The organism is Variovorax sp. HJSM1_2 (genome assembly GCF_049316285.1).
Taxonomy (GTDB): domain Bacteria; phylum Pseudomonadota; class Gammaproteobacteria; order Burkholderiales; family Burkholderiaceae_C; genus Rhodoferax_B.
The window spans coordinates 116,447-140,122 of record NZ_JBMOXA010000002.1 but is presented as its reverse complement, the minus strand read 5'-3'; the positions used below and the strand labels follow the sequence as shown (position 1 = coordinate 140,122).

Below are 23,676 nucleotides of genomic sequence, written 5' to 3'. Positions count from 1 at the left end.
TGGCGAATGTCTCTTGGAAGATTGTTTTTTGAAGAACGCCGGTGGCTGTCCGAGCTTGGATGATATGCGCCGCAAACGTTTGCGCAAACGTTTGCGCACTAGGGATAACCCCGGGAAACTTGTAAAAACCTGTTTTTGCGTTTTGCCGTCCTGAATGCCCGGGCACTGGCAAATCGGTGAGAATGAAACACGCCGTGTTCCCGACGCCCAATGCCAGCCGCCACCTCGCCCGCCATGAAAGTCCACTCGCTCCAAGACCTGGGCCAGATCCAGAAAGCCCTGGCCCAAGCCGCTGCGGCCGAGGCGGCGGTGCGGGCAGCGCGTCTGGAATTGCAGCGCCGCCTGGAGGCCGAAAAACATTTGTTTGCGCGCGCCGTGGGTGCCGTCCAACCCCTGCCCGACCAACGCAAGGCCATCATCAAGCGCGCACCACCAAAGCCCGTGCCCACCCAGTTGGAACTCGACGAACAAGCCGTGCTGGTCGAAGCCATCAGCGACGGCTTTGACGCCAGCAGCCTGCTCGACACCGACGACGCCCTGAGCTACCGCCGCCCCGGCATAGGCCCCGACGTGCCGCGCCGCCTGCGCAGCGGCGAGTGGAGCATACAGCGCCAGATCGACCTACACGGCCTGCGCAGCGATGACGCGCGCGACGCCCTCTCCGGCTTCATCCGCGAAGCCTACCGCCATGGCATCCGTTGTGTACGCGTGGTGCACGGCAAGGGCTTAGGTTCCCCCGGCAAAACGCCGGTGCTGAAAACCAAGGTGCGCCACTGGCTGGTGCAAAAAAAGGAAGTGATCGCCTTTGTGCAAGCCCGCCCGGCGCATGGCGGGGCCGGGGCTTTGATCGTGTTGCTGAGTGCGTCCTAAGGGCTGCGGGACGATCAGCTTGCCGCCGTTGGCAAGCTTAGGATAGGTACTCGCTCGTATTGCCCCAAAGCGCCCTACCCGTGGCGGTGTGTTCCGAGACTCACAAGTGTCAGCCAATACAAGCGGTCGTACGCCGGGGCATACGGACCCTTGGGGGTTCGCCACTTCGCACGCAGCACCAGTTCAAACCAGTCTCGGCCGAAATGGCGTGCAAGCGATCGACTTTGCCAACCCGCGTGATCGGGGACAAGGTGCGCCAGATTCACACAGAACGCTACGGACGCGGCTTCTGCGCCCTGCTGGTCAGCACCAGCGCAATGCCGCCAAGGATCGCCGCGGAAGCAGCAGCCAGGCGCGGCGTAATTGCTTCCGAAAGGAACAACATGCCGCCGAATGCGGCAATCAGTGGCACCGACAACTGCACCGTGGAGGCTCGCATGGCAGAAAGCTTGCGCAGCGCGGCATACCAGATGGCATAACCTATGCCCGATGTGAGGGCGCCAGAGGCAACGGCCAGGCAGGCCCCAGCCGCATCCGCGTGTACATTGGCTGCGCAAAGCAGGCTCAGCACGAGGGCAAATGGCACGGCCCGCACAAAGTTGCCCGCCGTGGCAGCCAGCGGGTCGGCCACGCCGCGACCGCGCAGCGAGTACACGCCCCAGGCCACGCCGGCGACCGCCATCGACGCGGCACCTAAGAGCGGCGGCGCAGCCACGCCCGGCGACAACAGGTAGACCAACCCCGCAACGGCCAGGGCGAGACCGGCCCACGCAACAGGGCTAAACCTCTCACCCGAGCGCAGGCCTACGCTGAACATCGTCAACTGCACTGCGCCGAACAGAATCAACGCGCCGGTCCCGGCGGACAAGGCGAGATAGGCGAAGGAGAAAAACGCGACATAGGCAAACAGCATGCTCGCAGCGAGCCAGTCGGCAGGGACAGGCGCGGAACGTTGCGATCTGAGCCGCACGATGACGGCGAGCGTGATCGCTCCGGAAACCAGCCGTATGCTGCCGAAGCTGGTCGGATCAATGCCTGTTTGATGTAATGCGAGCCGGCACAACAATGAATTGGCGGCGAAGGCGAGCATCGCCACTGCGGTGAGGGCGAACGTCTGCCAGGTCGGCAAGCCAGAGCGCGCTTCAGACATGGGTCACCGCCAGAATGACGGCCCAGGACAGCAGCGCGATACCGAGCGGCGTGCTCAGATGCCGGCCCCAGCGAACGTTCTTTTCGATCGCCATCACGGCCGCAAGCAGCAGCATCCAGCCCAGGCTGCCGGTGCCAAGCGCGAACATCAACAACATCAGCGCCCAGCAGCAGCCAACGCAGAACAGGCCGTGGTGAGCACCCAGCGCGAACGCGTGCCGCGCTTGATGCCCACCATGCCAGTGCTCGATCACGAAACTCAAAGGCGTTCGGCACTTTTCCAGACAGCGATACTTAAGACTGCTGAACTGGAAGGCGCCGGCCAAGGCAATGGTGGCGACACCTATCATCCAGCCATGCCAGGCCAATAGGGGTACCCTGGCGAGCAGCGACAGCATCGCCCAGTGAAGCGCATGTGCCAGCAACCCGAAGGCCCCCCACACCGTCATATAGCCCAGGCCGAGCAGCAAAAGCAGATACCCATGGTCTGGGCGCCCCACCGTCAAGCGGTCGAAGGCGTTGAACAGCGGTAAGGTCGTGGGCAGCATCATGGCCGCCGTCATGAGTATCCAGGCCACGGCGTAGAGCGCCATGGGCACGACCACGTCACCGGCCGGAACAACACTGCACAGAAACGCCGCCGGTCCCGACTTCGTCCAGTCACCGTGCTCGAGATAACGCCCGTAGGGGCTGCGCGTCCACGTCCACAACGCCACCCAGGCCAGCCCGACCAGTGCGGCCAGGACCGGCAAGAACACGCGCTGGTGACGGGGGGCGCTGGTCAGCGCCGGGCCTGCCCTAGGGGTCATGGGAAACCTCCGCGCTTATGCGCTGCGGTGATTCGCCTTGGGTACGATCAGGCGGCTTATGCGTCGAAGACGAAGGTGCTCTGCAGGGCGTTGTGGTTCTTGATGTCGAGCTGGATGCCGAGGTCGGCGTTCTTCGACCGATAGCTCGGCGCCTTGCCAACAAACACCGGCGCCCCGGGCACCGTCGAGAACACGGTGTCGGAGAGCGTGGTCAGCCCCCCCATCGCACCACGATAGGGCTCGAGTTCGGCGAAGTAGTTTTTGCCGATCTCCAGCAAGCCCTTGCCCTCCTCGACCGTGAAGCGGATCGGCGCCCGCTCCACAGACACCACTTCGCCGATCAGCTTGGCGAGATCGGCGACCGGCCCGCCGGCCTGGCCGGTGTAGACCTTCAGCAGGGCCTCTTCCTGTGCCTTGGAGGCCTGGTCGTCGACATAGATCGCGGCCCTCCAATTGCCTTTCAGGATATTGCCAGGCACATGGGCCACGGCCGCAATGGTGTTGCCGCTCACGTCAACCCCATCGACCGTTCCCTTGTCTATGCGCCAGGCGACGATGGTGTCGCAGGTGCCGTTGTCCGGGTCTTCGCCAATCCAGCAGGGACACAGGACGTTGCAGTTACAAACTTCGAGCAGGCGACCTTCCAGGTGATAGCTCATACCAACCTCCTTCGGAGCCACACGAACACAAACTTGTCGTCTTGGCTCGCGGCGGCAAGGGAAAATCGATTCTCCGCCGCGTGGTGAGCACCGTCAAGTTCGATGACATGCGAGGCGCGAGGTCGTTGAGTCTTTCAATCTGGAAGTCGAAAGGGTTTTCGACCCAGGCCACGGGCAATACCATCGACAGACGGCTTTTTAGTCGGTAAGTGTGAGCAGACATTCATGTGAGCCCCACCAGATGGGTGAGCAGAAAAAATAAGCCCTGCAGACACCTCTTGGTGAAATGCAGGGCTTGGGGGCTGGAAAACAGCCCGTCCGTACTCAACTCAAACTGGCGTCAGGGTTCAGCAATGGTGAACCAGAAGTCGAACTTGTCGAGCAGTCCCAACATCTCCTGGAACTTGGCCCGCTCGCCATCAAACTTGACCTTGCCGCTGGCGGGCACGTCGTCCATTTTCAGTTTGCCCAATGCGATGTCGTTCAAAGTAACGCGGTCTAGCGTCAAGGTCGCGTCTGGCTTATCCAGCTTGCGGTCTTTTGTTGCGGTCATCACGCTGTTCTTCACCGTCAATGAAAAGTTTTCCTTGGTGTCAGGGAAGACCAGATTGAACCCATAGTTCTTTCCATCGGCCTTGGGACCGTTCAAGTGAATGGCCAAGAAGTCGAGGAACATCTGTGTCGTCATGCCGGCAATGATGTCGGGCGAAGATGTGTTCGGCGTGGCCGCTTTCTGTACCCCATCACGCAGTTCCTTGGCCGCACTCAAGTAGAAATTGCGGGCCGGGCCAGACTCAGCCTGATAGCCCAATTGTTCCAAGGCGTCTGCTTCGATCGCTCGGGCCTGCTGGTTGCGTGGGTCGGCAAACACTACCTTGTTCGCCACGGAAGCCGACCAACGGAAGTCACCCTTGTTAAAGGCTTCCTGCGCGGTCTGAATCATCTTGTCGACGCCCACCATGTCCACATACTTCTTGGCCTCCACCGCAGGTGGGTAAGGGTCAAAGTTGGACGGATTCGCATCCCACCAGCCCAGATATAGCTGGTAGGTGGCGCGAACGTTGTGCTTCAGGTCACCGTAGTAACCACGGCTGAAAAACTCCTTGGCCAGCGAGTCGGGCAGCACAAACTGATCGGCAATCTCGTGCATGGTGAGACCTTGGTTGGCCATGCGCAGGGTTTGGTCGTTGATGTATTTGTAGAGGTCGCGTTGCTTTTCCAAATGCTGCGCTACGCGCTCATTTCCCCACTGCGGCCAATGGTGGCTACCGAAGGAAACTACCGCGTCCTTGCCCCACAGGCCAATGGTTTCGTCGAGGTACTTCGCCCACTTTTCTGCGCTACGCACCTTGGCACCACGCAGCGTCAGGATGTTGTGCAGCGTGTGGTTCGCGTCCTCGGCCAGGTCAATGGCCTTGAACTTGGGAAAGTAGAACAGCATCTCGGCCGGGGCTTCCGTGCCCGGGGCCATCTGGAACACGACCTCGATGCCGTCAATGGTCATCTTTTCACCCGTCTTCTTGATGAGATGGCTGGGCTCGAACAGCGTGATGGTGCCCGCAGCCGTGGTGATACCCAAGCCGCCACCAACGTTGCCGCGCGGGTTCTTCGGCAGCAGATTACCGTACATGTACGAGGCGCGACGGCTCATCACGTTGCCAGCGAAGACGTTTTCGCTCACGGCTTCTTCCATGAAGTGCTCTGGCGCAATGACGGGCACCTTGCCCGCCTTCACGTCTTTTTCATCGACGATGGCGCGCAGGCCGGCGAAGTGGTCGACGTGGCTGTGCGTGAAGATGACGCCAGTCACAGGAAGCTTTTCGACTTTCTCATTGACCAGGTCGAGAGCAACCTTGGCGGTCTCTACCGACGTCAGCGGGTCAATCACAATCCAACCGGTGTTGCCTCGCACGAAGGTGATGTTGGCAAGGTCGATATTGCGCACCTGGTAGATGCCGTCCACCACCTTGAAGAGGCCGCGTATACCTAGCAGTTGCGATTGGCGCCAGAGGCTGGGGTTGACCGTCGCGGGTGCGTCACCCGCTTGCTTCAGAAAATCATACTGACCGAGGTCGATGACGCTGTTGCCCGCTGCACCTTTGATGACGGGGTTGGGAATATCAGAGATGAAGCCGCGCTTCGAATCTTCGAAATCTTGCTGGTTGGTAAATGGGAGATAGCTTTTCAGCTTGTCATTCGCTGCCCGCGTTGCGGGAGCTGCATCCTTTGGCCCTTGGGCCGTCGGGGAAGTCGGCGGCGATGAAGCACATCCCGCCAGGGCGACGGCAAATGCAATGGTGGAAAGTAATCGAGCCATCGGCTTCATGCAAATCCTCCTACAGGCGTTGAAAAACAGGGTGCAAAGAGAGCACATCCCATCCTCTATCGCGGTGAATTTGGTTTTGTTTTAGCCGCGAAACCTACCTGCTATTGGGTGCAGGTTTGCGCTGTGCTCGTTGATCGTGTATTCAGCGGGAGCTTGAAGAAAATGTTGTGAATGAACAGACAACGATTGGGTTTATACCGGATTGCTCTTCCCGATGGTATGAATACATACGGCAATCGTAATGAGTTGTTTCACGTGTGCCAACCTGTCATAGTGAAACCGCGGCTTGCAAATAGGCCAACTGCTGATGTGGGCTGTAATAGATGACAGGTCTACAAGCTTCTTTTGTAGAAGCGGTCAGGCACGGGGTTGTCGGCCAGGCGTCATAAATGCCTGCCTAAATCTGTGACGGCTTGCGGAGGGCTGGTACTTACGCTTGAGGCTCATCGCACCCATTCGTGCCAAACCACCTGAGGGACAAACGAAGGGCCCGGCCTGATCGGCAGTACACACTACACACCCTTGTTGCGCATCCAGTCCGCCGTCTGGAAAAAGCTTTGCTTCAGGCGTGAACGCAGCGCTTCGGGCACATCGGTTTCGCCCATGGCCTGATCCATACACGCCACCCACTGGTCACGCTCTTTGATGCCTATGGCAAACGGCATGTGGCGCATACGCAGGCGTGGGTGGCCAAACTGGTCGGTGTAATACGAGGGGCCGCCCATCCAGCCACACAAGAACCAGAACAAACGCTGACGTGCGTTGTCCAGGGCCGGACCGTGCGCGGCGCGCAGGTCGCTGTAGCCGGGCTCCAGGTCCATCAGGTCGTAGAAGCGCTCGACCAAAGCCTTGACACGTTCTTCGCCGCCTATCCATTCGAAAGGCGTGGTCTGGGCGGTGGGGCTGGGTTCTTCGATGTCCATGGGGGTTCAATACAAAAAACGGCTCTGGCGCACAAAAGGTGTGCGCGAGCAGCTATGTATTTTAAAGTTTAGACACCAGGCTCAATCCGCCGCTAGTCCGCTGCATTACGCAGCGTCTGCACCACCGGCCGCTGCAGCACTTCACGCAGCCCCCACCAGCCCGCCAGCAGCGCCAGCACGGCGCCCGCCAGAGCACCGGCCAGAGGCACCCAGGGCGCTGCACCCCAGCTGAAGTCGAACACGTAGCGCGCCAGCCCCCAGCCCACGGCCATGGCGGCCAGGCTGGCCAGGAAGCCGGCGAGCACACCCACACCAGCCAGCTCGGCACGTTGCACCTGGCGCAGCAGCACACTTGGGGCGCCCAGCGCGCGCATGATGGCGAACTCGCGCGCGCGCTCTTCGCGCGTGGCGGTCACGGCGGCAAACAGCACTACCAGGCCAGCGGCCAGGGTGAAGCCAAACAAGAATTCAACCGCACGTATCACCTGGTCGAGCACACGTTGCACCTGCGCCAGCGCCGTGCTCAGGTCCACATTGGTGACGTTGGGGAAGCTGCGCACCAGTTGGTTGTCAAAGCCGCGCTGCTCGGGCGCACGGTAGGCCGTCATGTAGGTCACGGGCACATCGGGCAGTGCACTCACCGGGAACATGACAAAGAAGTTGGCGTGCATGGAGCCCCAGTCGACCTTGCGCAGCGAGGTGATGCGGCCTTCGCTGATAAGCCCACCAATGTCGAAACGCAGCGTGTCGCCGAGCTTCAGGCCCAGCGTTTTGGCGATGCCCTCTTCCACGCTCAGTGCGTCTTTTTCTTCGGGTTTCCAAACGCCGCCGACCAGCAGGTTGTGCTCGGGTTTTTCAGCGGCATTCGACAGATTGAACTCGCGGTCGACCAGGCGCTTGGCGCGGTCGTCGGTGTAGTTGTCGGGTGATGTGGCCTGGCCGTTGATCGCCACCAGGCGGCCACGGAACATGGGGTACCAGTCGTAGCGCTGCACACCCGCATCGCGCAGCGTCTTTTGGAACGGCGCGTTTTGCTCGGGCATGATGTTGATGACAAAGCGATTCGGTGCATCGGCCGGCGTGGCCTTGCGCCAGCTGTCTATCAGGTCGGTGCGCAGCATCACCAGCAGCAGCAGGGCCAGCATGCCCACGGCCAGCGCGCTGACCTGCACCACGGCATAGGCCGGGCGCGCCGAAATCTGCCGCGTGGCCAGCACCAGCCAACGCGGTGCGGTGGCTTCGTTCACGCTCACACGCAACAGCTTCACAGCCACCCAGCTCAGGCCCGCAAACACCAACACGGCCCCGGCAAATCCACCAACGGCGATCAAGCCCAGCTGGATGTCGCTGCTGGCGGCCAGCAACAAGGCGGCAAAGCCCGCCACACCTGCGCCCATGGCCAGCGCCGATGCGGGCTTGAGGCCACCCAGGTCGCGGCGGATCACACGCAGCGGCGGCACACTCGCCAGTTGCAGCACCGGCGGCAAACCAAACGCGCCTAGCAACAACAAGCCCACACCAATGCCAAAACCCACGGGCCACAAGGTGGCGGCGGGCAAGGTCGCATCGACCAGCCCGGCCAGCAGTGCCACAAAGGCATAGTGCACGGCAAAACCCAGCGCCACACCCAAGGCGCTGGCAAACAAACCCACCAGCGCAAACTCAAACGTGTAGGCACTGGCGATGGTGCGCTGGCTCTGGCCCAGCACACGCAGCATGGCGCAGTCGTCCAGGTGTTTGGCCGCAAAGCCGCGTGCGGCCAGGGCCACGGCCACGGCGCTCAGCAGGGCCGACAGCAAGGCCACCAGGCTCAGGAACTTGTTGGCACGCTCCAGCGTCTGGCGCATTTCGGGGCGGCCGCTTTCCAGCGACTCCAAACGCATGCCGTGTACATCGGGCTTGGCCACTTCGGCCGTGGCCCAACTGCTGTAGCGCTGCACCGGTTGGTCGGCCCCGGCCACGGCCAGGCGGTAGGTGAGACGGCTGGCGGGCTGCACCAACTGGGTCGCGGCCAGGTCGCTCTGGTTGATCATCACGCGCGGCGCAAAACTCATGAAGCCGCTGCCGCGGTCAGGCTCGATGACGATGATGCGGGCCACGCGGAATTGCGAGTCGCCCAGCAGCAGGGTGTCGCCCATCTTGAGGCCTAGGGTTTCGAGCAAGGGCGCATCAACCCAGGCCTCACCGGCGGCGGGCACGTCGCGTGTGGGCGCCGCAGCCGCATCGGGCGTATCGGCCACGCGCAGCGAACCACGCAGCGGGTAACCCGGCGACACCACCTTCAACGCCACCAGCTTGGCGGCCCCGCCCAGCGCCTCGGGCGCGCGGCCCATGGTGGGGAAGGTGGCGGTTTGCATGGTTTGCAAACCCAGGCTTTGCGCCTGCGCGGTGAACGATTCTGGCGGCGGGTTGTCGCTCACCAGCACCACGTCGCCACCCAGCAGTTGGCGCGCGTCGCGCTGCAGGCCCCCTTGCAGCCGGTCGGCAAAAAAGCCCACCGCGCTGAGCGCCGCAACGGCCAGGGTCACGGCCACGATCAACAGGCGTAATTCACCGGAGCGCAGGTCACGCCACAGGGTGCGCCAGCCCAGGCGCCAAAAAGAGGTTTGCATGGGGACGTACGTTAGCGTAATCCCGCAGGCAAGCCCAACTCAAATTGCAAGACCCTAGAACGTGTCTGCGTTCACGCCGTTTTACGCACGCAGGCCAACACGGCAATGGCCGACACCGCAAACCCAGCCACCGCCAGCAGCGACAAACGTTCGCCCAGCAGCGCAAACCCCATCAGTGCCGAGACACCGGGAATCAGATAGAACAAACTCGCCACCTGCCCTGCCTGGCCACGCCGCACCATCACAAACAGCAGGCTGAACGCACCAATCGAGTTGACCAGGCCCAGCCACAACATGGCAAACAGCAACTCGCCATGCCAGTGCACGGTGAAACCTTCGGCCGGGCCGGCCAGCGCGGCAGCGGCCAGCGTGGCGACCGCCATTTGCACAAACGCGCCGCTGCGCAAGTCCATGCCGGCGCAGAAACGTTTTTGGTACAGCGTGCCGGCCACCAAACCCAGCAGGCCCAACAAGGTAACGGCCACGGCCAGCAGGCTGACGCCGCTGCCAGCACCCTTGCTGGCCACCACCAGGGCCACGCCCAAGACGCCACCCGCCAAGCCCAGCATTTGCCAGCGCCCCACACGTTCGCCCAGCAAAAAGTGCCCGCCCAGTGCGGTGGCCAGCGGCATCATGCCGATCAGCAAGCCGGCCACACCGGCCGACACGCCCAGCCGCATGCCGTAATACACGCCCGAAAAATGCAGCGCCTGCATCAGCAGCCCCACCACCGCCAGGTGCCCCCAGGCGCGCGCGGTGTTGGGCCAAGGCGCACGGCTCAGCCAGGACACCAGGCCCAGCACCAGCGCCGCCAAGCCAAAACGCAGCACCAGCAAAGTGAACGGCCCCACATGCGGCAGCGCCAGCTTGCCAGCCACATAACCCGAACTCCACAGCAGGATGAAGGTCAGCGGCAGGCTGGCACCGGCAAACTTTTGCAGCCATGGTGCCAGCGGCGCAGCACTCGCAAAGGTGGGCGGGCAATGGGTTGACGTGGTCATGGTGACTCCTCAGAACAAGCCTCCACTGTAAAAACTAGTATTCAAGGACACAATCCACCAAAATGGCGCATCAGAGTTTCCAAAAATAGAACGAAAGCCATCACATGGGCCGACTGGAAGACCTCAGCACCTTCACCCGCGTGATCGAAGCGCGCAGCCTCTCGGGCGCCGCGCGGCGCCTGGGCAGCACCAAGTCGGCGGTCAGCAAGCAGGTCAACCGCCTCGAAGAACAGTTGGGCACGCGGCTGCTGCACCGCACCACACGCAGCGTCAGCCCCACGGACGACGGGCGCCGGGTCTACGAGCGCGCCCAACGCATGCTCGAGGAAGCGCAGGCGCTGGAGGCCGAGGTCGCCGGAGGTTTGGCCCTGCCCCAGGGCACGCTGCGGCTCAGCACCTCCACCGCTTTTGGCAACGCACAGTTCACCGCACTGATGGCCGCCTTCTGCGCGCGCCACCCGCAACTGCATGTGGTGGTGGGCTTGAACGACCGCTACGTAGAGCTGGCCGAAGAAGGTTTTGACGTGGTGCTACGCCTCACCTCCAGCCCCAGCCCTGGCCTGGTGGCGCGCCGGTTGGCGCCCATCCACTACCGGCTGTGTGCCGCACCGGCCTACCTGGCACAACACGGCACACCCAGCACCTTGGACGATCTCACGCGCCAGCGCTGCCTCACCTTCGGCTACACCCACACACCGGCGCAATGGCGTTTTCGCAGCCGCGCCACGGGCGCCGAAGAAGTGGTCGACGTGCAGTCCGCGTTACGTTTTGAAAGCGGCCTCACCGTCAACAGCAGCGAAGCCCTGCGTGTGGCCGCGCTCGCCGGCATGGGCCTGGCGGTGCTGCCCACCTACGCCGCCGGGGCCGACATCCGCGCCGGGCGTTTGCTCAGCCTGCTCGAAGACTGGCAACCCGTGGGCCGCCCGGCCGATGCCGACACGCTGTACGCGGTCTACCTGCCAAGCCGCTTCCCTAGCCCCAAGGTGCGGGCACTGATTGATTTCATGCTGGAGATGATGGGCGAGGTGCCGCCGTGGGATAGAGCGGAAAATGCGTGAAGTCTCCCTTTATCCATCGCCAGCACAGTGAACATCAGCCATTCCTTGAAAGCCTGGGCCAAGGGTATCAAACGTGATGGCGTGACACTGTGGTTTGCAGGCCAGCACCCCCAAACACCCTGGTATGCCAAGGCCCTGGGCATGTTTGTCGTGGCCTATGCATTAAGCCCGATAGACCTGATTCCGGACTTCATTCCCGTGCTGGGCTATGTGGACGACGTTTTGCTGCTGCCCGGCCTGATCTGGTTGACCATCAAACTATTGCCGCCGGAAGTGCTAGCAGCATCACGCGCGCAGGCCGACGCCTGGATGTTGGCCAAGGGCGCCAAGCCAAGCAGTTGGATAGGAGCGTTTGTCATCGTTGCACTGTGGCTTGGCGCAGGTGCTGCAGCATGGTGGTGGCTGACATCGTGACCCGAGAAGGTTCACCAAGCGTCATATCACCGCGCCCCCCTCGGCGCTTCTCTGCTGTGTTGCCGCCGTGCTGCCGTGGGATCGGCCGGGGACCGATTTAGCATTGACAAACCATTACGGGCTGCTATGTTGCCAACTCACTGGTTTGGACCCACCGCCAACGCCCCTCACACATGGACGTCACACCCGCCGTTGATCCCGCCGTTTTCTCGCACATCCGCGTGGTACTCAGCATGGTGGTGAGCTTGGGTATCGCCCGCCTGCTGTCTGGCGCCGCCAGGTTTGTGCAGCACCCCAAACGGCAACGCGCTTACGGCGTGCACCTGCTGTGGGCGTTGTCGCTGTTGCTGTCGATGCTGCACTTCTGGTGGTGGGAATTTTCTCTTTCGTATCTGCCGGTCTGGCGTTTTGAGACCTATGTGTTTGTGGTGGCTTATGCGGCGCTGTACTTTCTGCTGTGTGCCATTCTCTTTCCCGACGACCTCGCTGAATACGACGGCTACAAGGACTATTTCATGTCGCGCCGCGGCTGGTTCTTCGGGCTGCTGGCCAGCACCTATGTGGTTGACCTGGTGGACACCTGGATCAAGGGCGCGGAACATTTTGCGGCCAGGGGCACGGAATACCCTATACGCAATGCCGTCTGCGTGCTGCTGTGTTTGCTGGCCGCACGCACGGCCAACGCGCACTTCCATCTGGTGTTTGTGGTGCTGAGTCTGGCCTACCAGATCTCATGGATCTTGCGGCTCTACGACGTGATCGGCATCTGATACACACAGCCTCGCACGGCTTACCCATTCGACTTGAAATGCCGCACAAACAACGCCGCCAACGGCTTGGCCGCGCTGCTCAACGGCACGCCGCGCAGTTGGATCAGCCCCATCGCCATGGGCGGCGGCAGCGGCCGCACGCGGAAGCGTTGCACGCCGGCGCTGTAGGTTTTGTCGTTCAACAAGGCCTCGGGGCAGAAGCCCACCATGTCGGTGCGGCGCATCATCTCGGCCATCAGCATGGGTGAGGCGCAGTTGACGATTTTTTTGGGCACGGCCAATCCTTTCTCGCGCAGCCAGCTCACCAGTGTTTCGCTCTGGCTGCCGGCAGAGAAGTTCATCACCCAGGTGGCGTCCTTCAACCCCTCCCACGTGCGCACATGGGCCAGCGGGTGGCCACGGCGGCCGGCGGGCAAAGCCGTGACTTCGGTCAAGGCTTCGAACACCAATTCGTAGGGCAGATCGGCGGGATCGGCAATGGCGACCGCAAAGTCCAGGCGGCCTTCGAGCAACGCAGGTATCAGGCTGCTCAAGAAGCCCTCACTCAGCGACAACTGCGCATCGGGCTGCAAACGCTCGAACGCCTTCCAGACCTTGGGCAATGCATCGATGGCCACCAGCGGCGTGGTGGCCACCGCCACACGCGCACCCGAACCGCCACGGATCAGCCGCACCTCTTCGCGCGCCTTGTCGAGCACCGACAAGGCCAGGCGTGCGTGCGACAACACCACCTTGCCCGCAGGCGTGAACTCTATGCCCTTGTAGCTGCGCATCAGCAGCTCGGCGCCCACGTCTTCCTCCAGCTCACGCAATGATTTGGTGAGTGCACTTTGGCTCAAGAACATGGCGCGCGCCGCCGCACGGATGGAGCCGCTTTCGGCCACCTGGATGAAGGCCTTGATTTGATGGTTTTTCATGAAGCGTCAACGAAGGTGAATCTTTTAAGTCGTCACCCCAGAAAAGATACAGGCTTCTGGAGTTCATGCCAAGCGCCTATATTTTTTGCATGCACACCGAGCTTTCCAAAACCATAAACATCGAGGCCATGACGCAATGGCGTCATACCATCCACCGCCAACCCGAACTCGGTTTTGAAGAAGTTCAAACCAGTGCATTGGTGGCGCGTTGCCTGCGTGACTGGGGTTATGCCGTGACCACCGGCCTGGCCGAAACCGGCCTGGTCGCCACCCTGGTGTTTGGCGACGGCCAAGGCCCGCGCCTGGGCCTGCGCGCCGAGATGGACGCTCTGCCCATCCAGGAAGCCACCGGCCTGCCCTGGGCCAGCGAGGTGCCCGGCAAGATGCACGGCTGCGGCCACGATGGCCACACCACCATGCTGCTGGGAGCGGCCCAGGCCTTGGCCAAATTGCATGGCGAGGGCGTGGATTGGAACGGCACACTGCACCTGATCTTCCAACCCGCCGAAGAGTTGGGCGGCGCCGGTGGTGCGCAGCGCATGATCGACGAAGGGCTGTTCAAGCGCTTTGAGTGCGATGCGGTGTTTGCCATGCACAACCTGCCCGGTGCACCCGCTGGCAAGTTCTTCTTTCGTGAAGGGCCGTTCATGGCCTCTTCCGACCGCGTCACCCTTACCTTCCACGGCCGGGGCGGCCATGGCGCGATGCCGCATCTAGCCGCCGACCCCACCGTGGCGGCGGCCGCCACCGTGATGGCCTTGCAAAGCATAGTGGCACGCAATGTAGACCCGCTGGCCTCGGCCGTGTTGACGGTGGGCCGGCTGCAGGCGGGCGTGACCTACAACGTGATCCCCGAAACCGCAGAGCTGGAGCTGAGCGTGCGTGCACTCACCCCCGAGGTGCGCGAGCTGCTGGAGCAGCGCATTCGTGCCGTCGCGTTTGGCCAAGCGCAAAGTTTTGGCCTGCAATGCCAGGTGGACTACGAGCACGGCTACCCTGTGCTGGTTAATACCTCGGCCGAAACGCAACTCGCACTCGGCGTGGCCCAGGCGCTGTTTGGCAATGCGCAGGTGACGGCCGGCGCAGAACCGCTGTGTGCCAGCGAAGACTTCGCCTACATGCTGCGGCAGCGCCCCGGCAGTTATCTGTTCATTGGCAACGGCGACAACGGGCACAGCCACGGCCAGCCCTGCGGCGCCTGCAGCGTGCACAACCCCAGCTACGACTTCAACGACCACAACCTCGGGCCCGGCGCCTTGTTCTGGGTGGCGTTGGCGCAAAAGTTTTTTACTACCCCCAGGAGTTGAGCATGCCTATTTCCCTTCACGCCGCGCGCCGCCGCGCCCTAGCCCTGGCCGCGCTGGCCAGCACCCTCACGTTGACATTTGGCGTAGGCTCGGCACTGGCCGCAGACCCCTACCCCTCGCGCCTGGTGACGCTGCTCGTGCCCTACCCCGCCGGCGGTTTGTCGGATGCGATTGCGCGCGCCTTGAACGTGCCGCTGGGCCGCGCCCTGGGCCAGCAGGTGATCGTCGACAACCTGGGCGGCGTGAGTGGTGCACTGGCCGCACAGAAGGTGCTGAATGCCCCGGCCGATGGTTATCTGGTGTTCCTGGGTTCACCCAATGAATTGATCCTGGCGCCACTGGCCAACCTGGCCGTGAAGCTCAAGGCCGAAGACTTCCGCATGATCAGCCAGGTCACCGTGAACCCGCTGATGCTGGTGGCACGCCCGGGCCTGCCGGTGCAGTCCACCGACGAACTCGTCGCCTACGCCAAGGCGCAGGGCAGCAAAGGCTTGTCTTATGGCAGCGTGGGTGTGGGCTCGATGTACCACCTGTTGACCGAAAGCATGGCGCAACAAACCAACATCCAGGTGACCCATGTGCCCTACAAAGGCATGGCGCCGCTGGTGCAGGACATGGGCGGCAACAACGTGGACTTTGCCATCCTGCCATATGCCACCAGCTTTCGCGGACTGCAAGACCAAGGCCGGCTGAAGATGGTGGGTTGGCTGGGCGGCACGCGCAGCAAGCTAGACCCGGCCATACCCGCCATGGGTGAAGGCCAAAACTTGAAGAGCTTCAACCACGCCACCTGGGCCGGCCTGATGGTGAGCAAAGGCACGCCAGAAGAGATTGTGCTGCGCTTGAACAAAGCCTTGACCGAAGTGCTGCAAGACCCGGAGGTGCGCAAGCAGTTGAGCGCCATAGGCTCGGAAGTGGCACGCCCGCAGTCGCTGGACGAGGCGGACAAACTGCTCAAGGAAGACAGCGTCAAGTTCCGCGCCATGGCCAAAAGCATCAACCTGCAGCCGCAGTAAAGCTGAAGGCGGGCTCCCTCAATGCGCCTGGGATTGCTCGCTTATCAGCTTAGCAATTTTCGAATCCGCGCCCACCGGTTCTATCAGCAGCACCTGCTGCCGGTTGATGATCATGCGGTCGGGCGCGTGTGCTTCGCCGCCGCGCTTAATCAGCACGTTGGCGATCTCCTTGGTGTCGGGGTTTTGCCGCGACTGGATGTAGAACACATCGCGCAGCACGGTGTAGTTGCCATCCAGCGATTCAATGTGGCCAAAGAAGGCCTGGCCGTTGACCAAGGCCACCGTGTGATAACCCGCTGACAGCGCGGGCGTGTTGTGGGACCGCAGGCCCTGGTAGGCGATCACGCTGAGCGCCGCAGCGATGGCGAGACTGGCCGCCGTGGCCAGCGCTGCTAGAGGTTTTTGCATAAAAAGAGAACTGAAGAAAAAGCGCTGCGGACGCAACGCAAACCCGCGAGCGTAGCAAGTCCGGCCCACCCGCTCTTGGCCCCGGCGGTGCAGTTGACAGCGCTGCCGGGGCATAACCCACCTTCACAGGCTTGTCATATTTCGCAAGCCAAATCGCGCCGCCTTGAGCCACACGCAAGCCCTGCCTGGAACTTCAAGATGCACAGGCATGCGGCTACCGCGCCCAGCGGCAGGCCCTGTTTTTTCACACCCTGCCTCTCGATCATTGAGATTGGGATGGCGCTTATTTGAAGCGAAATCTGTCCCATGTCGGCATCTATCTCCAAGCTCTCTTCTGCTTCAGCCATCCACACTCGCGGGCGCAAAGTCGTGGCAAGAAGCCTGTTTGCCATCGCCTGTTTGCCACTGGGCATCAGCACCGCCTACGCCGGTCCGTTCACCATCATGGGCACCAGCACCGGCGCCCAAACACTGGGTAGCGGTGCGGGACAGACCGGCAGCATCTCCGACACCGGCTCCTTGCTTGTGTCCGGCTCTACGGTCGCGGTCACCATCACCGGTGCCAACGCCACGCTGGACAACCAGGGCACGATTTCGCAGACCGGCACCGGCCGCGTGGTACGCGACAACACCGGCGTGAGCAACCTCGTCATCAATAACGGCAGCAGCACCAACAACAAGGCGGTGATGAAAGCCGCCGACGCCGACGTGGTGCAGATGGCCAAGCCAAACGCCAGCGTGACACTGAACAACTATGGCCAGATGACCTCGTTCAACGCCTCGGGTGGCGGCGCCCAGGTGGTCGATTTCAACGCCATTGCTTCCGGCAGCAACATCGTCAACAACTTCGCCACCGGCGTGATGACGGCTTACGAGGCCGATGCTGTGCGCCCTGGTGTGAATGGTGAGGTCAACAACGCGGGCAGGATCCAGTCCATCACCACCACCGGCAGCAGCAGCGACGGTGTGGACCTGCAAGCCAACACCGGCATCAAGGTGAACAACACCGGCTCGGGTGTGATAGACGGTGCACGCCACGGCATCACCGGCGGGCCTGAAAGCGATTTAAATTTTGACGTCACCATCAACAATGCCACCAATGCGGTGATCCGTGGCAGCAACGGCTCGGGCATCAACCTCGACGGCTTCGGTGCCAAGCAGACCGCCACCATCGTCAACCACGGCAGCATCATAGGCAACGGCGTGACCGGCGATGGTGACGGCGTTGACATTGACGGTGTGGCCAACATCACCAACACCGGCATCATCCGTTCGACCAATGCCGTGAGTGCACCAGCGGCGGGCAAGGCATTCAGCGAAGGTATTTCGCTGGGCGGCGGCACCATCGTCAACTCCGGCACCATCGAAGGTTTGGTGGCGGCGGGCAACACCAATGCGGTGGGCCGTGGCATCACACTCGCAGGCAACGACATCACCAGCGGCCCCTTGGCGGGCACGCGTGAAGGCATCTACGCCAACGCCACCATCACCAACCAGGCAGGCGGTTTGATCCGTGGCGACAGCGACTCGGCCATCGTGGTGGTGGGCGCGGCCAACGCATACACCGTCACCATCAACAACAACGCCGGAGCCACGCTGCTGGGCGGCGGCACGGTCAATGCAGCCGTCAAGACCGGTGCGAACAACGACACCATCACCAACGCCGGCACCATCAACGGCAGCAGCAGCGGCCTGGCCATAGACATGGGTGCGGGCAACAACAGCCTGTACATCAGCGGCGGGCAAGCGTCCGTCCTCGGCAACATCAACGGCGGCGTGGGTGGCAGCAACAAGATGGTGATAAGCCCAGGTGCGGGCAACAGCTTTGCCTACGCCGGTGCCATCTCCAACTTCGGCAACGTCGAAGTGTTAAGCGGCAAGGTGACATTGTCCGGTGTCAGCACCTACAGCGGCACCACCACCATCAGCGGCGGCACGCTGGTGCTTGACGGCGTGAACCGCTTGTCCGCCGACAGCGGGCTGGTCATGAATGGCGGCGCCTTGCAGTTGATCGACGCCAGTGGCGTGGACGGCCAGACCTTCGCCAGCCTCTCGCTGCTGGACGACTCGATTTTTGACCTGGGTGAGGCTTCGCTGACCTTCGCCGGACTAGGCGACATCGTCTCGGGCAAAACGCTGTCGGTTTTGAACTTTCTCGGCGACGACGCCTGGGACTACGCCTTCCGCTTCCTGGGCGACCTGTCGGGCAACGCCGACTTCCTGGAGCTGATCAACAACACCTTCATCAACGGCGCCAAAGCCAGCTACTCGTTTGATGGTGCCTACACCGACGTGCTGCTGGTGGCGCAGGTGCCGGAGCCAGGTTCACTGGTGTTGATGCTGCTGGCCCTGGCCGCGATGGTGGCCGTGGCACACCGTCGGCAATGGACAAAACGCTAAGCCTGCGTAGTGTGGCGGGGGAATTTTCGGCAAGTCCCCATCATCAGCCATGACTGGCTCTATAAGCTCAGGCTCAACCGTGAGGTAGCTAAAGCTCCGGCTTTGGTGGCCTCACTTGTCCTTGCCATGGCCTTTGCCATGCCCCTTACCGTGGCCCTTATCTTTATCGCCCTGGTGACCATCGTCATGCTGGCTGTAGCGTTGCTGATACCAATCCTCACGCACAAAGTAGACCGGTACGCCGCAGGCGTTGTACTGGCGGCAATGTTTATCCCAATGTTTTTGGTGACCAGGCGGGATACGCATGTAGACCGGCTGCGGGCGTACGGGCGCGCGTTGCACCCAAACGGGCTCCGCCAAAACCACGGGCGGAGGTGAAGTGTTGCCGAGGTCGATGCGGCCATAAAAGCCCGGCTGACCGACCTGCACGGATACGCTGACATCCGCTGCGTGTGCAGCACCTGCCAGCAGAACGACACCTAACAAGGGGAGCACATTTTTCATGGTGGGCCTCGTTTTCTAAAGTAGACACTGAGTTGACAGTTGCGTAACGTTTCTCCGTCCCTTTGGGCCGACCATTGGTGCACGAAAAGCAAAAACGAGGGGACGCCATGACATCTATCGACAAGAACAAATGTGACCTGTTGGAGGGCACATCCGCCAGCGGCACCATCATGTGGTCGAACTTCATTGGCTTAAGCCAGGAAACACCGAAGCGTCGCAGCCTGGCCAGCGACAGGCAAACGGTCTTGCTCATCGCAGGCGCCACCACATGTGGCTTTGTTTTTGTGAGTGCTGTATTGTTTTTTGCGCTGCTGTAGCTTTTGTCGAAAGCCACCAGTCGGCAAACGGCGGCCCCAACAAGACAAGATGCAGAAAGGTGTCACTCCGCATGACACCACAACAGCTTTTTGTACGCTAAACAGCGTTTGGTAGTTCTACTGTCGGCAAAACTTACGCTTGCGTGTGAATGCAAGCCCTGCCAATCCCAAACCCATCAAGGCGAATGAACCAGGCTCAGGCAGTTCCGCAACCCGCATCGAGGACACCGTGCCCAACCCATACAGATTGGCGTGCGACAAAGACTGCTTTCCCGACACGGACCATGTCCCAGAAAGCGTGCCGTCAACAAACGCAAACACCGCCCAGTCAGGGTCTAGCTGCCCCTCTCCCACCTTGAAACCGATGGCAAGGTTGTCGAAGACGTTGTAGGCCGCAGAGTTGATACTGAAGGTGCCACTCGTGCCCCCTACACCCGTAATCGTCAACCATCCTTCATAGAGATTTCCGGCCGCGTCGGATTTGTCGGCCAGCACCCAACCCGGATGGCTGGTCTGGAACGCGTCGTTGTTGCCGTTGATATTGCCCGCGCCCACTTGCAAGCAGCCCGCCACAGTGGTGGCATTGACGGTGAAGTCCCGCACACCCGCTGTACACGCGTCGGAAGTCACTGTGTTCGCCATGGCGCCTTGAGTGAACACGGCCAAACAAGACAGAAGAAATGCGGATGTTTTCATGCGGGCAATCACGTAGAGATGTTTTGGATACGCATCGGGTCAAGATGCAGACCATTCGATTTGAGCGAAAAGTGCGCAGTTCCGCGGTGATATTTTTCACTTTTGTGGCCATTGATTCCGCAACACGGGTAAATCACTACGGCGTTTATGAGGCGTAGAGTGAAAAGCCGCGACCCACGTTAAAAAGCCCGCACTTCGGCGGGCTTTGGGGTCAAGGGCGAGGGAGGGCCTAGGCTCTGCGCTTTTGCACCAAGGCGAGGCCGACCAAGCCAAGCGAGAGCAACAGCAGCGAACCAGGCTCTGGCAGCAGTTGGGGCGGCGTGCCGACCGGGTCACGTGCCCACACCGAGATATGCGAGAAATTCTGCGCATTATTGTTATTGGGGTTCTGGAAGTCGTCTGTATTCCATTCGCCGGTGAAAGAGTATGGCGTGGTGAAGTTAAAGCCAGGAAGGCCCGAGGACAATAGATTGAAGTCAAAGTCATAGACCGCAAACCGGTCGCTGGCCTTGATGACAAACGCCAGGTGGTCAAACGCATTACGGCCCAGCACGGCTTGCACTTGGTCGATGATGTCGAGCGAGGTTTCCAAAGACCAGGTGCCCTGGGTGCAGTCACCCACACAGTTCATCTTGACGTTCAGGATGTCGGCGATGTTGAGCGGCTTGTCATGCGCATCCATGACAAAAGAGCTACCGGTGCCACGTTCTGTTTTGCCCAAGTAGATCCAGCCCGGGTCGGTGTAGCTGCCGTTGTTGTCGAGGTCGAGCATGGGGGACGGCGCCGATGGGTTGTTGAACCAGGTAGGGCTCAGCACCCCCGCCTGCCCATTCAGCAGGCCGTCGCCCAGTTGGCCAATGTTGGGGTTGGGATTGTTGAATGGGTTGCCCGAGTCGTTGCCGCTGTAGAGGCCTACACAACGGGTCGCATTCTGGTTGCCGGAATAGATGGTGCCAACCCCATTCAACGGGCTGACCTCAATCGTCTTGATGGAGAAAGAGTCGACGCTGCACGGCATGGAGGGCAGCAGTGCGGGCAATGTTGGGCCCGCTGATGCGGTGGAGGGGAGCAAGCCGGTCAAGGCTGCAAGAGGAATGACGCACCGGAGTGCTTTGAGGAAGTTCATCGCGGCCACCTTGTCTCGTGGGTTTTGGTAATGACTCAAGGCATAAACCGGGCCACAGCAGCAAAAATTTTTCAACTCATTGATTTCAAAAGAATTTCATTGGAGCGCTCGTGAGCCCAAAAACGCAGCTGTAAAAATTCCTGGCACTGTACGCAAAATTGGCACCCGTGCTAATGGCGAAGCGTTCTCATTGCTATCAAGTTTTGCGTGATTTGGCACGCCTAAACACAGCTTGGCGTCTACCTGTTTGCGCTGCGCAACTCGCCACCAGAGCGCTGCAGCTGGCCGCTTAGAACCTGGCCATTTCTTGACCAGACCAAACCAAGCCCGTGCCACTGCTGGAGAGTGTCGGCCCTGCAGCCAATGACGCTGCCAGCATCACCCGACAAGGCCATGCGCCGCCTGGGTGCGTCTCCCTCGCCGCAAAAACGCCACCACGGTAGGGGCCAATCTGCAGGCGGCGGTCGACGTCAGTTGTGGGTTACATCAGCGCCCAGGCCCCGTCACGGCATAGGGCTTGCCGAGATCCCAGCGCGACTGCCAGTGCGCCACATACTGGCGCGCAACATCCGGCATGTCGCGAATGACCACCACGTTCTCGGAGTTAAGCTTCTCGGCCGACGCTGCGAAATTGAACGACCCCGTCTCGACCGTGCTGCCGTCCACGATGATCACCTTGTCGTGGTGAATGTGGAAATGGTCGTTGGTGCGCAGCGCCACACCATTGCGCGTCACGAAGTCCATGGCGGCCCGACTGGTTTTGCCTCGGTTGCGTTTTTTGTCGACAACGATGCGCACCTCGACACCACGCTTCTGGGCATCGACCAGTGCCTGCACGATGTCCGGCGCCTGAAAGGCGTAGGCCAGCATCTGAATGCTTTGCTGGGCGCTGCCAATCGTTTCCAAGACCAGCTTTTGCGCCGAGCCTTCAGGCGAAAAACCAACTTGAACACTGGGTTCGGCAGGGGCCAGAAATGGCACGCTGAGCAGCGCCGCCAAAGCGATGCATCGAAATGTGAACATGATTTAAACCCTAGCTTTTTCAACCTGGCCCGCAGTCTTGCACAGAAGATTCCAGGCCACGTCGTTCGCGCGCAAAACTGGGCTAGACCACACGGCTTACGCGAGAGCCTGACAAGCGACGCCAGTCTCCCAGTGCCGTGGTGCGGTATCGTTGCGCACCTAAAATGTTATCGATAACCAATATAACCCGTTCGAGACATCTCTCTGGGCGCCCTTGGGGCCCCAGCAGGTCTTTCTGACCACGACACGCTTCTTTCGGCTCCTTATCTTTCGCTCGGTCACGCATGCCCATGATGGCGCACGGCAATACCCGGGCTTTCCACCACAAAGCCATGTCCAAACTCGCCTCTTCGGCTTTTCTCACAGATCGCAAGATCGTCTTCCTGCTCGCCACCTTCTGCTGTTTTTTGTGGGGTAGCTCGTACCCGGCGATCAAGGGCGGTTACGCGCTCTTCAGCATCGCGCCGCACGACATTCCCTCCAAACTGGTGTTTGCGGGCTGGCGCTTCGTGCTGGCAGGCTTGGCGCTGCTGGCCTATGCTGGCATCAGTGGCAAGTTGAAAGGTGGCGTGCCGGGCCGTGTACTCGCGCGGTTTGCACTGCTGGGCTTGAGCCAAACCACGCTGCAGTACGCCATTTTTTACGTCGGCCTGGCCTATGCCACCGGCACCAAAAGCTCCATCATGAACGCCACCGGCACGTTCTTCAGCGTGCTGCTGGCGCACTACATCTACCACAACGATCGGCTGACCTACCCCAAGATCGTCGGCTGCCTGGTCGGCTTTCTGGGCGTGATGGTGGTCAATCTGGGTTCCGGCGCGGGTGGCCTGCTGGCCTGGGACTTCACGCTCCTGGGCGAGGGCTTTGTGGTGCTGGCGGCGTTCATCCTGGCGGCGGCCAGCATCTACGGCAAGCGTGTTTCGCAAGGGGTGGATCCGTTTGTCATGACGGGTTACCAGTTGGTATTTGGTGGATCGGCACTGCTCGCCATTGGTTATGCGCTGGGCGGCAAGATCGACAACTTCACCGTCGCCTCGGCGTCGCTGCTGGCCTACCTGGTGCTGCTGTCGGCGCTGTCGATTTCCATCTGGAGCCTGCTGCTCAAATACAACCGCGTCAGCACCATCACCGCCTTCAACTTCCTGGTGCCGGTGTTCGGTGTTGCGCTGTCTGCGGTGTTTCTGAACGAACCCATCTTCAAGCTCAGCAATGGCATCGCGCTGGTGCTGGTCAGCCTGGGGATCTGGCTTGTGACCAAGGCGCCGCGCAACAGCTGACGCACAAGCCGCCGACTCCCCGCCGTTTTAGCCGCATCGACGGACATTGCATGGCGGGCCATCCCGGCTGCGCTCAAGGGCTGGTCCGGGCATA

22 protein-coding genes are annotated in these 23,676 nt (G+C 61.4%); 9 read left to right on the top strand and 13 right to left on the bottom strand.

The features are described from left to right. Positions 1-210: 210 nt before the first annotated feature. Entirely contained in the window at positions 211-870 is a 660-nt protein-coding gene (locus tag ACFQ95_RS03140) for a Smr/MutS family protein (protein WP_422829348.1), read from the top strand. A 274-nt stretch (positions 871-1,144) separates the two neighbouring features. Here ACFQ95_RS03140 and ACFQ95_RS03135 read toward each other — a convergent pair whose 3' ends face one another. The 7 genes from ACFQ95_RS03135 to ACFQ95_RS03105 all read right to left on the bottom strand — a co-directional run bounded on the left by ACFQ95_RS03135 (position 1,145) and on the right by ACFQ95_RS03105 (position 10,349). Next, entirely contained in the window at positions 1,145-2,020 is an 876-nt protein-coding gene (locus ACFQ95_RS03135; RefSeq protein ID WP_422829347.1) for a DMT family transporter, read from the bottom strand. Further along, positions 2,013-2,828 carry a DUF2182 domain-containing protein gene (locus ACFQ95_RS03130; RefSeq protein WP_422829346.1) on the bottom strand — a complete coding sequence of 272 codons (816 nt, stop codon included), beginning with the start codon at positions 2,826-2,828 and terminating at the stop codon, positions 2,013-2,015. The genes ACFQ95_RS03135 and ACFQ95_RS03130 overlap by 8 nt, the downstream gene beginning before the upstream one ends. 56 nt (positions 2,829-2,884) lie before the next feature. Beyond that, complete coding sequence (locus ACFQ95_RS03125; RefSeq protein WP_422829345.1) at positions 2,885-3,487, bottom strand: DUF1326 domain-containing protein; 603 nt, start codon at positions 3,485-3,487, stop codon at positions 2,885-2,887. A gap of 340 nt (positions 3,488-3,827) precedes the next feature. Continuing rightward, the gene (locus ACFQ95_RS03120; protein ID WP_422829343.1) at positions 3,828-5,813 is read right to left on the bottom strand and encodes an alkyl sulfatase dimerization domain-containing protein; all 1,986 of its coding nucleotides are present in this window, start codon (positions 5,811-5,813) and stop codon (positions 3,828-3,830) included. Positions 5,814-6,325: 512 nt separating this feature from the next. Further along, entirely contained in the window at positions 6,326-6,736 is a 411-nt protein-coding gene (locus ACFQ95_RS03115; RefSeq protein ID WP_422829342.1) for a group II truncated hemoglobin, read from the bottom strand. 92 nt (positions 6,737-6,828) lie between these two features. After that, on the bottom strand, positions 6,829-9,348 hold the full coding sequence (locus ACFQ95_RS03110; protein WP_422829341.1) for an ABC transporter permease: 2,520 nt from the start codon (positions 9,346-9,348) through the stop codon (positions 6,829-6,831). A gap of 71 nt (positions 9,349-9,419) precedes the next feature. Then, complete coding sequence (locus ACFQ95_RS03105) at positions 9,420-10,349, bottom strand: DMT family transporter (RefSeq protein WP_422829340.1); 930 nt, start codon at positions 10,347-10,349, stop codon at positions 9,420-9,422. Between the two features lie 104 nt (positions 10,350-10,453). On the opposite strand from ACFQ95_RS03105, the gene ACFQ95_RS03100 reads away from it, so the two are divergent. From ACFQ95_RS03100 to ACFQ95_RS03090, 3 genes are all read left to right on the top strand, one after another. Beyond that, positions 10,454-11,407: a LysR family transcriptional regulator gene (locus tag ACFQ95_RS03100; RefSeq protein ID WP_422829339.1), complete on the top strand. Its 954-nt coding sequence runs from the start codon at positions 10,454-10,456 to the stop codon at positions 11,405-11,407. 27 nt (positions 11,408-11,434) lie between these two features. Continuing rightward, on the top strand, positions 11,435-11,821 hold the full coding sequence (locus tag ACFQ95_RS03095) for a YkvA family protein (RefSeq protein WP_422829338.1): 387 nt from the start codon (positions 11,435-11,437) through the stop codon (positions 11,819-11,821). 173 nt (positions 11,822-11,994) lie between these two features. Continuing rightward, positions 11,995-12,591, top strand: a complete 597-nt coding sequence (locus ACFQ95_RS03090) for a hypothetical protein (protein ID WP_422829337.1) — start codon at positions 11,995-11,997, stop codon at positions 12,589-12,591. Positions 12,592-12,611: 20 nt separating this feature from the next. Here the strand turns inward: ACFQ95_RS03090 and ACFQ95_RS03085 are convergent, their stop codons facing one another. Next, complete coding sequence (locus ACFQ95_RS03085) at positions 12,612-13,508, bottom strand: LysR substrate-binding domain-containing protein (RefSeq protein ID WP_422829336.1); 897 nt, start codon at positions 13,506-13,508, stop codon at positions 12,612-12,614. 89 nt (positions 13,509-13,597) lie between these two features. On the opposite strand from ACFQ95_RS03085, the gene ACFQ95_RS03080 reads away from it, so the two are divergent. Beyond that, complete coding sequence (locus ACFQ95_RS03080; RefSeq protein ID WP_422829335.1) at positions 13,598-14,815, top strand: M20 aminoacylase family protein; 1,218 nt, start codon at positions 13,598-13,600, stop codon at positions 14,813-14,815. Between the two features lie 2 nt (positions 14,816-14,817). Next, positions 14,818-15,831, top strand: coding sequence for a tripartite tricarboxylate transporter substrate binding protein (locus ACFQ95_RS03075; RefSeq protein WP_422829334.1), 1,014 nt, complete (start codon positions 14,818-14,820; stop codon positions 15,829-15,831). A gap of 18 nt (positions 15,832-15,849) precedes the next feature. On the opposite strand, the gene ACFQ95_RS03070 is transcribed toward ACFQ95_RS03075, so the two are convergent. After that, complete coding sequence (locus ACFQ95_RS03070) at positions 15,850-16,239, bottom strand: hypothetical protein (protein WP_422829333.1); 390 nt, start codon at positions 16,237-16,239, stop codon at positions 15,850-15,852. 306 nt (positions 16,240-16,545) lie between these two features. Here ACFQ95_RS03070 and ACFQ95_RS03065 point away from each other — a divergent pair, with 306 nt between their 5' ends. Then, on the top strand, positions 16,546-18,639 hold the full coding sequence (locus ACFQ95_RS03065; RefSeq protein WP_422829332.1) for a beta strand repeat-containing protein: 2,094 nt from the start codon (positions 16,546-16,548) through the stop codon (positions 18,637-18,639). Between the two features lie 111 nt (positions 18,640-18,750). On the opposite strand, the gene ACFQ95_RS03060 is transcribed toward ACFQ95_RS03065, so the two are convergent. Next, complete coding sequence (locus ACFQ95_RS03060; protein WP_422829331.1) at positions 18,751-19,143, bottom strand: hypothetical protein; 393 nt, start codon at positions 19,141-19,143, stop codon at positions 18,751-18,753. A gap of 107 nt (positions 19,144-19,250) precedes the next feature. Here ACFQ95_RS03060 and ACFQ95_RS03055 point away from each other — a divergent pair, with 107 nt between their 5' ends. Then, positions 19,251-19,460, top strand: a complete 210-nt coding sequence (locus ACFQ95_RS03055) for a hypothetical protein (protein WP_422829330.1) — start codon at positions 19,251-19,253, stop codon at positions 19,458-19,460. A gap of 117 nt (positions 19,461-19,577) precedes the next feature. On the opposite strand, the gene ACFQ95_RS03050 is transcribed toward ACFQ95_RS03055, so the two are convergent. The 3 genes from ACFQ95_RS03050 to ACFQ95_RS03040 all read right to left on the bottom strand — a co-directional run bounded on the left by ACFQ95_RS03050 (position 19,578) and on the right by ACFQ95_RS03040 (position 22,305). Next, entirely contained in the window at positions 19,578-20,156 is a 579-nt protein-coding gene (locus ACFQ95_RS03050; protein WP_422829329.1) for a PEP-CTERM sorting domain-containing protein, read from the bottom strand. Positions 20,157-20,385: 229 nt separating this feature from the next. Next, the gene (locus tag ACFQ95_RS03045; RefSeq protein ID WP_422829328.1) at positions 20,386-21,237 is read right to left on the bottom strand and encodes a PEP-CTERM sorting domain-containing protein; all 852 of its coding nucleotides are present in this window, start codon (positions 21,235-21,237) and stop codon (positions 20,386-20,388) included. Positions 21,238-21,768: 531 nt separating this feature from the next. Continuing rightward, positions 21,769-22,305: a phospholipase D family protein gene (locus ACFQ95_RS03040; RefSeq protein ID WP_422829327.1), complete on the bottom strand. Its 537-nt coding sequence runs from the start codon at positions 22,303-22,305 to the stop codon at positions 21,769-21,771. Between the two features lie 332 nt (positions 22,306-22,637). On the opposite strand from ACFQ95_RS03040, the gene ACFQ95_RS03035 reads away from it, so the two are divergent. After that, positions 22,638-23,582: a DMT family transporter gene (locus tag ACFQ95_RS03035; protein WP_422829326.1), complete on the top strand. Its 945-nt coding sequence runs from the start codon at positions 22,638-22,640 to the stop codon at positions 23,580-23,582. Positions 23,583-23,676 lie beyond the last annotated feature (94 nt).

Coding starts and splice junctions, on each gene's coding strand:
- ACFQ95_RS03115 (WP_422829342.1), bottom strand. CDS start 6,736: ATGGACATCGAAGAACCCAGCCCCACCGCCCAGACCACGCCTTTCGAA.
- ACFQ95_RS03050 (WP_422829329.1), bottom strand. CDS start 20,156: ATGAAAACATCCGCATTTCTTCTGTCTTGTTTGGCCGTGTTCACTCAA.
- ACFQ95_RS03090 (WP_422829337.1), top strand. CDS start 11,995: ATGGACGTCACACCCGCCGTTGATCCCGCCGTTTTCTCGCACATCCGC.
- ACFQ95_RS03075 (WP_422829334.1), top strand. CDS start 14,818: ATGCCTATTTCCCTTCACGCCGCGCGCCGCCGCGCCCTAGCCCTGGCC.
- ACFQ95_RS03035 (WP_422829326.1), top strand. CDS start 22,638: ATGTCCAAACTCGCCTCTTCGGCTTTTCTCACAGATCGCAAGATCGTC.
- ACFQ95_RS03140 (WP_422829348.1), top strand. CDS start 211: ATGCCAGCCGCCACCTCGCCCGCCATGAAAGTCCACTCGCTCCAAGAC.
- ACFQ95_RS03055 (WP_422829330.1), top strand. CDS start 19,251: ATGACATCTATCGACAAGAACAAATGTGACCTGTTGGAGGGCACATCC.
- ACFQ95_RS03125 (WP_422829345.1), bottom strand. CDS start 3,487: ATGAGCTATCACCTGGAAGGTCGCCTGCTCGAAGTTTGTAACTGCAAC.
- ACFQ95_RS03080 (WP_422829335.1), top strand. CDS start 13,598: ATGCACACCGAGCTTTCCAAAACCATAAACATCGAGGCCATGACGCAA.
- ACFQ95_RS03070 (WP_422829333.1), bottom strand. CDS start 16,239: ATGCAAAAACCTCTAGCAGCGCTGGCCACGGCGGCCAGTCTCGCCATC.
- ACFQ95_RS03040 (WP_422829327.1), bottom strand. CDS start 22,305: ATGTTCACATTTCGATGCATCGCTTTGGCGGCGCTGCTCAGCGTGCCA.
- ACFQ95_RS03135 (WP_422829347.1), bottom strand. CDS start 2,020: ATGTCTGAAGCGCGCTCTGGCTTGCCGACCTGGCAGACGTTCGCCCTC.
- ACFQ95_RS03065 (WP_422829332.1), top strand. CDS start 16,546: ATGTCGGCATCTATCTCCAAGCTCTCTTCTGCTTCAGCCATCCACACT.
- ACFQ95_RS03085 (WP_422829336.1), bottom strand. CDS start 13,508: ATGAAAAACCATCAAATCAAGGCCTTCATCCAGGTGGCCGAAAGCGGC.
- ACFQ95_RS03105 (WP_422829340.1), bottom strand. CDS start 10,349: ATGACCACGTCAACCCATTGCCCGCCCACCTTTGCGAGTGCTGCGCCG.
- ACFQ95_RS03130 (WP_422829346.1), bottom strand. CDS start 2,828: ATGACCCCTAGGGCAGGCCCGGCGCTGACCAGCGCCCCCCGTCACCAG.
- ACFQ95_RS03120 (WP_422829343.1), bottom strand. CDS start 5,813: ATGAAGCCGATGGCTCGATTACTTTCCACCATTGCATTTGCCGTCGCC.
- ACFQ95_RS03100 (WP_422829339.1), top strand. CDS start 10,454: ATGGGCCGACTGGAAGACCTCAGCACCTTCACCCGCGTGATCGAAGCG.
- ACFQ95_RS03060 (WP_422829331.1), bottom strand. CDS start 19,143: ATGAAAAATGTGCTCCCCTTGTTAGGTGTCGTTCTGCTGGCAGGTGCT.
- ACFQ95_RS03110 (WP_422829341.1), bottom strand. CDS start 9,348: ATGCAAACCTCTTTTTGGCGCCTGGGCTGGCGCACCCTGTGGCGTGAC.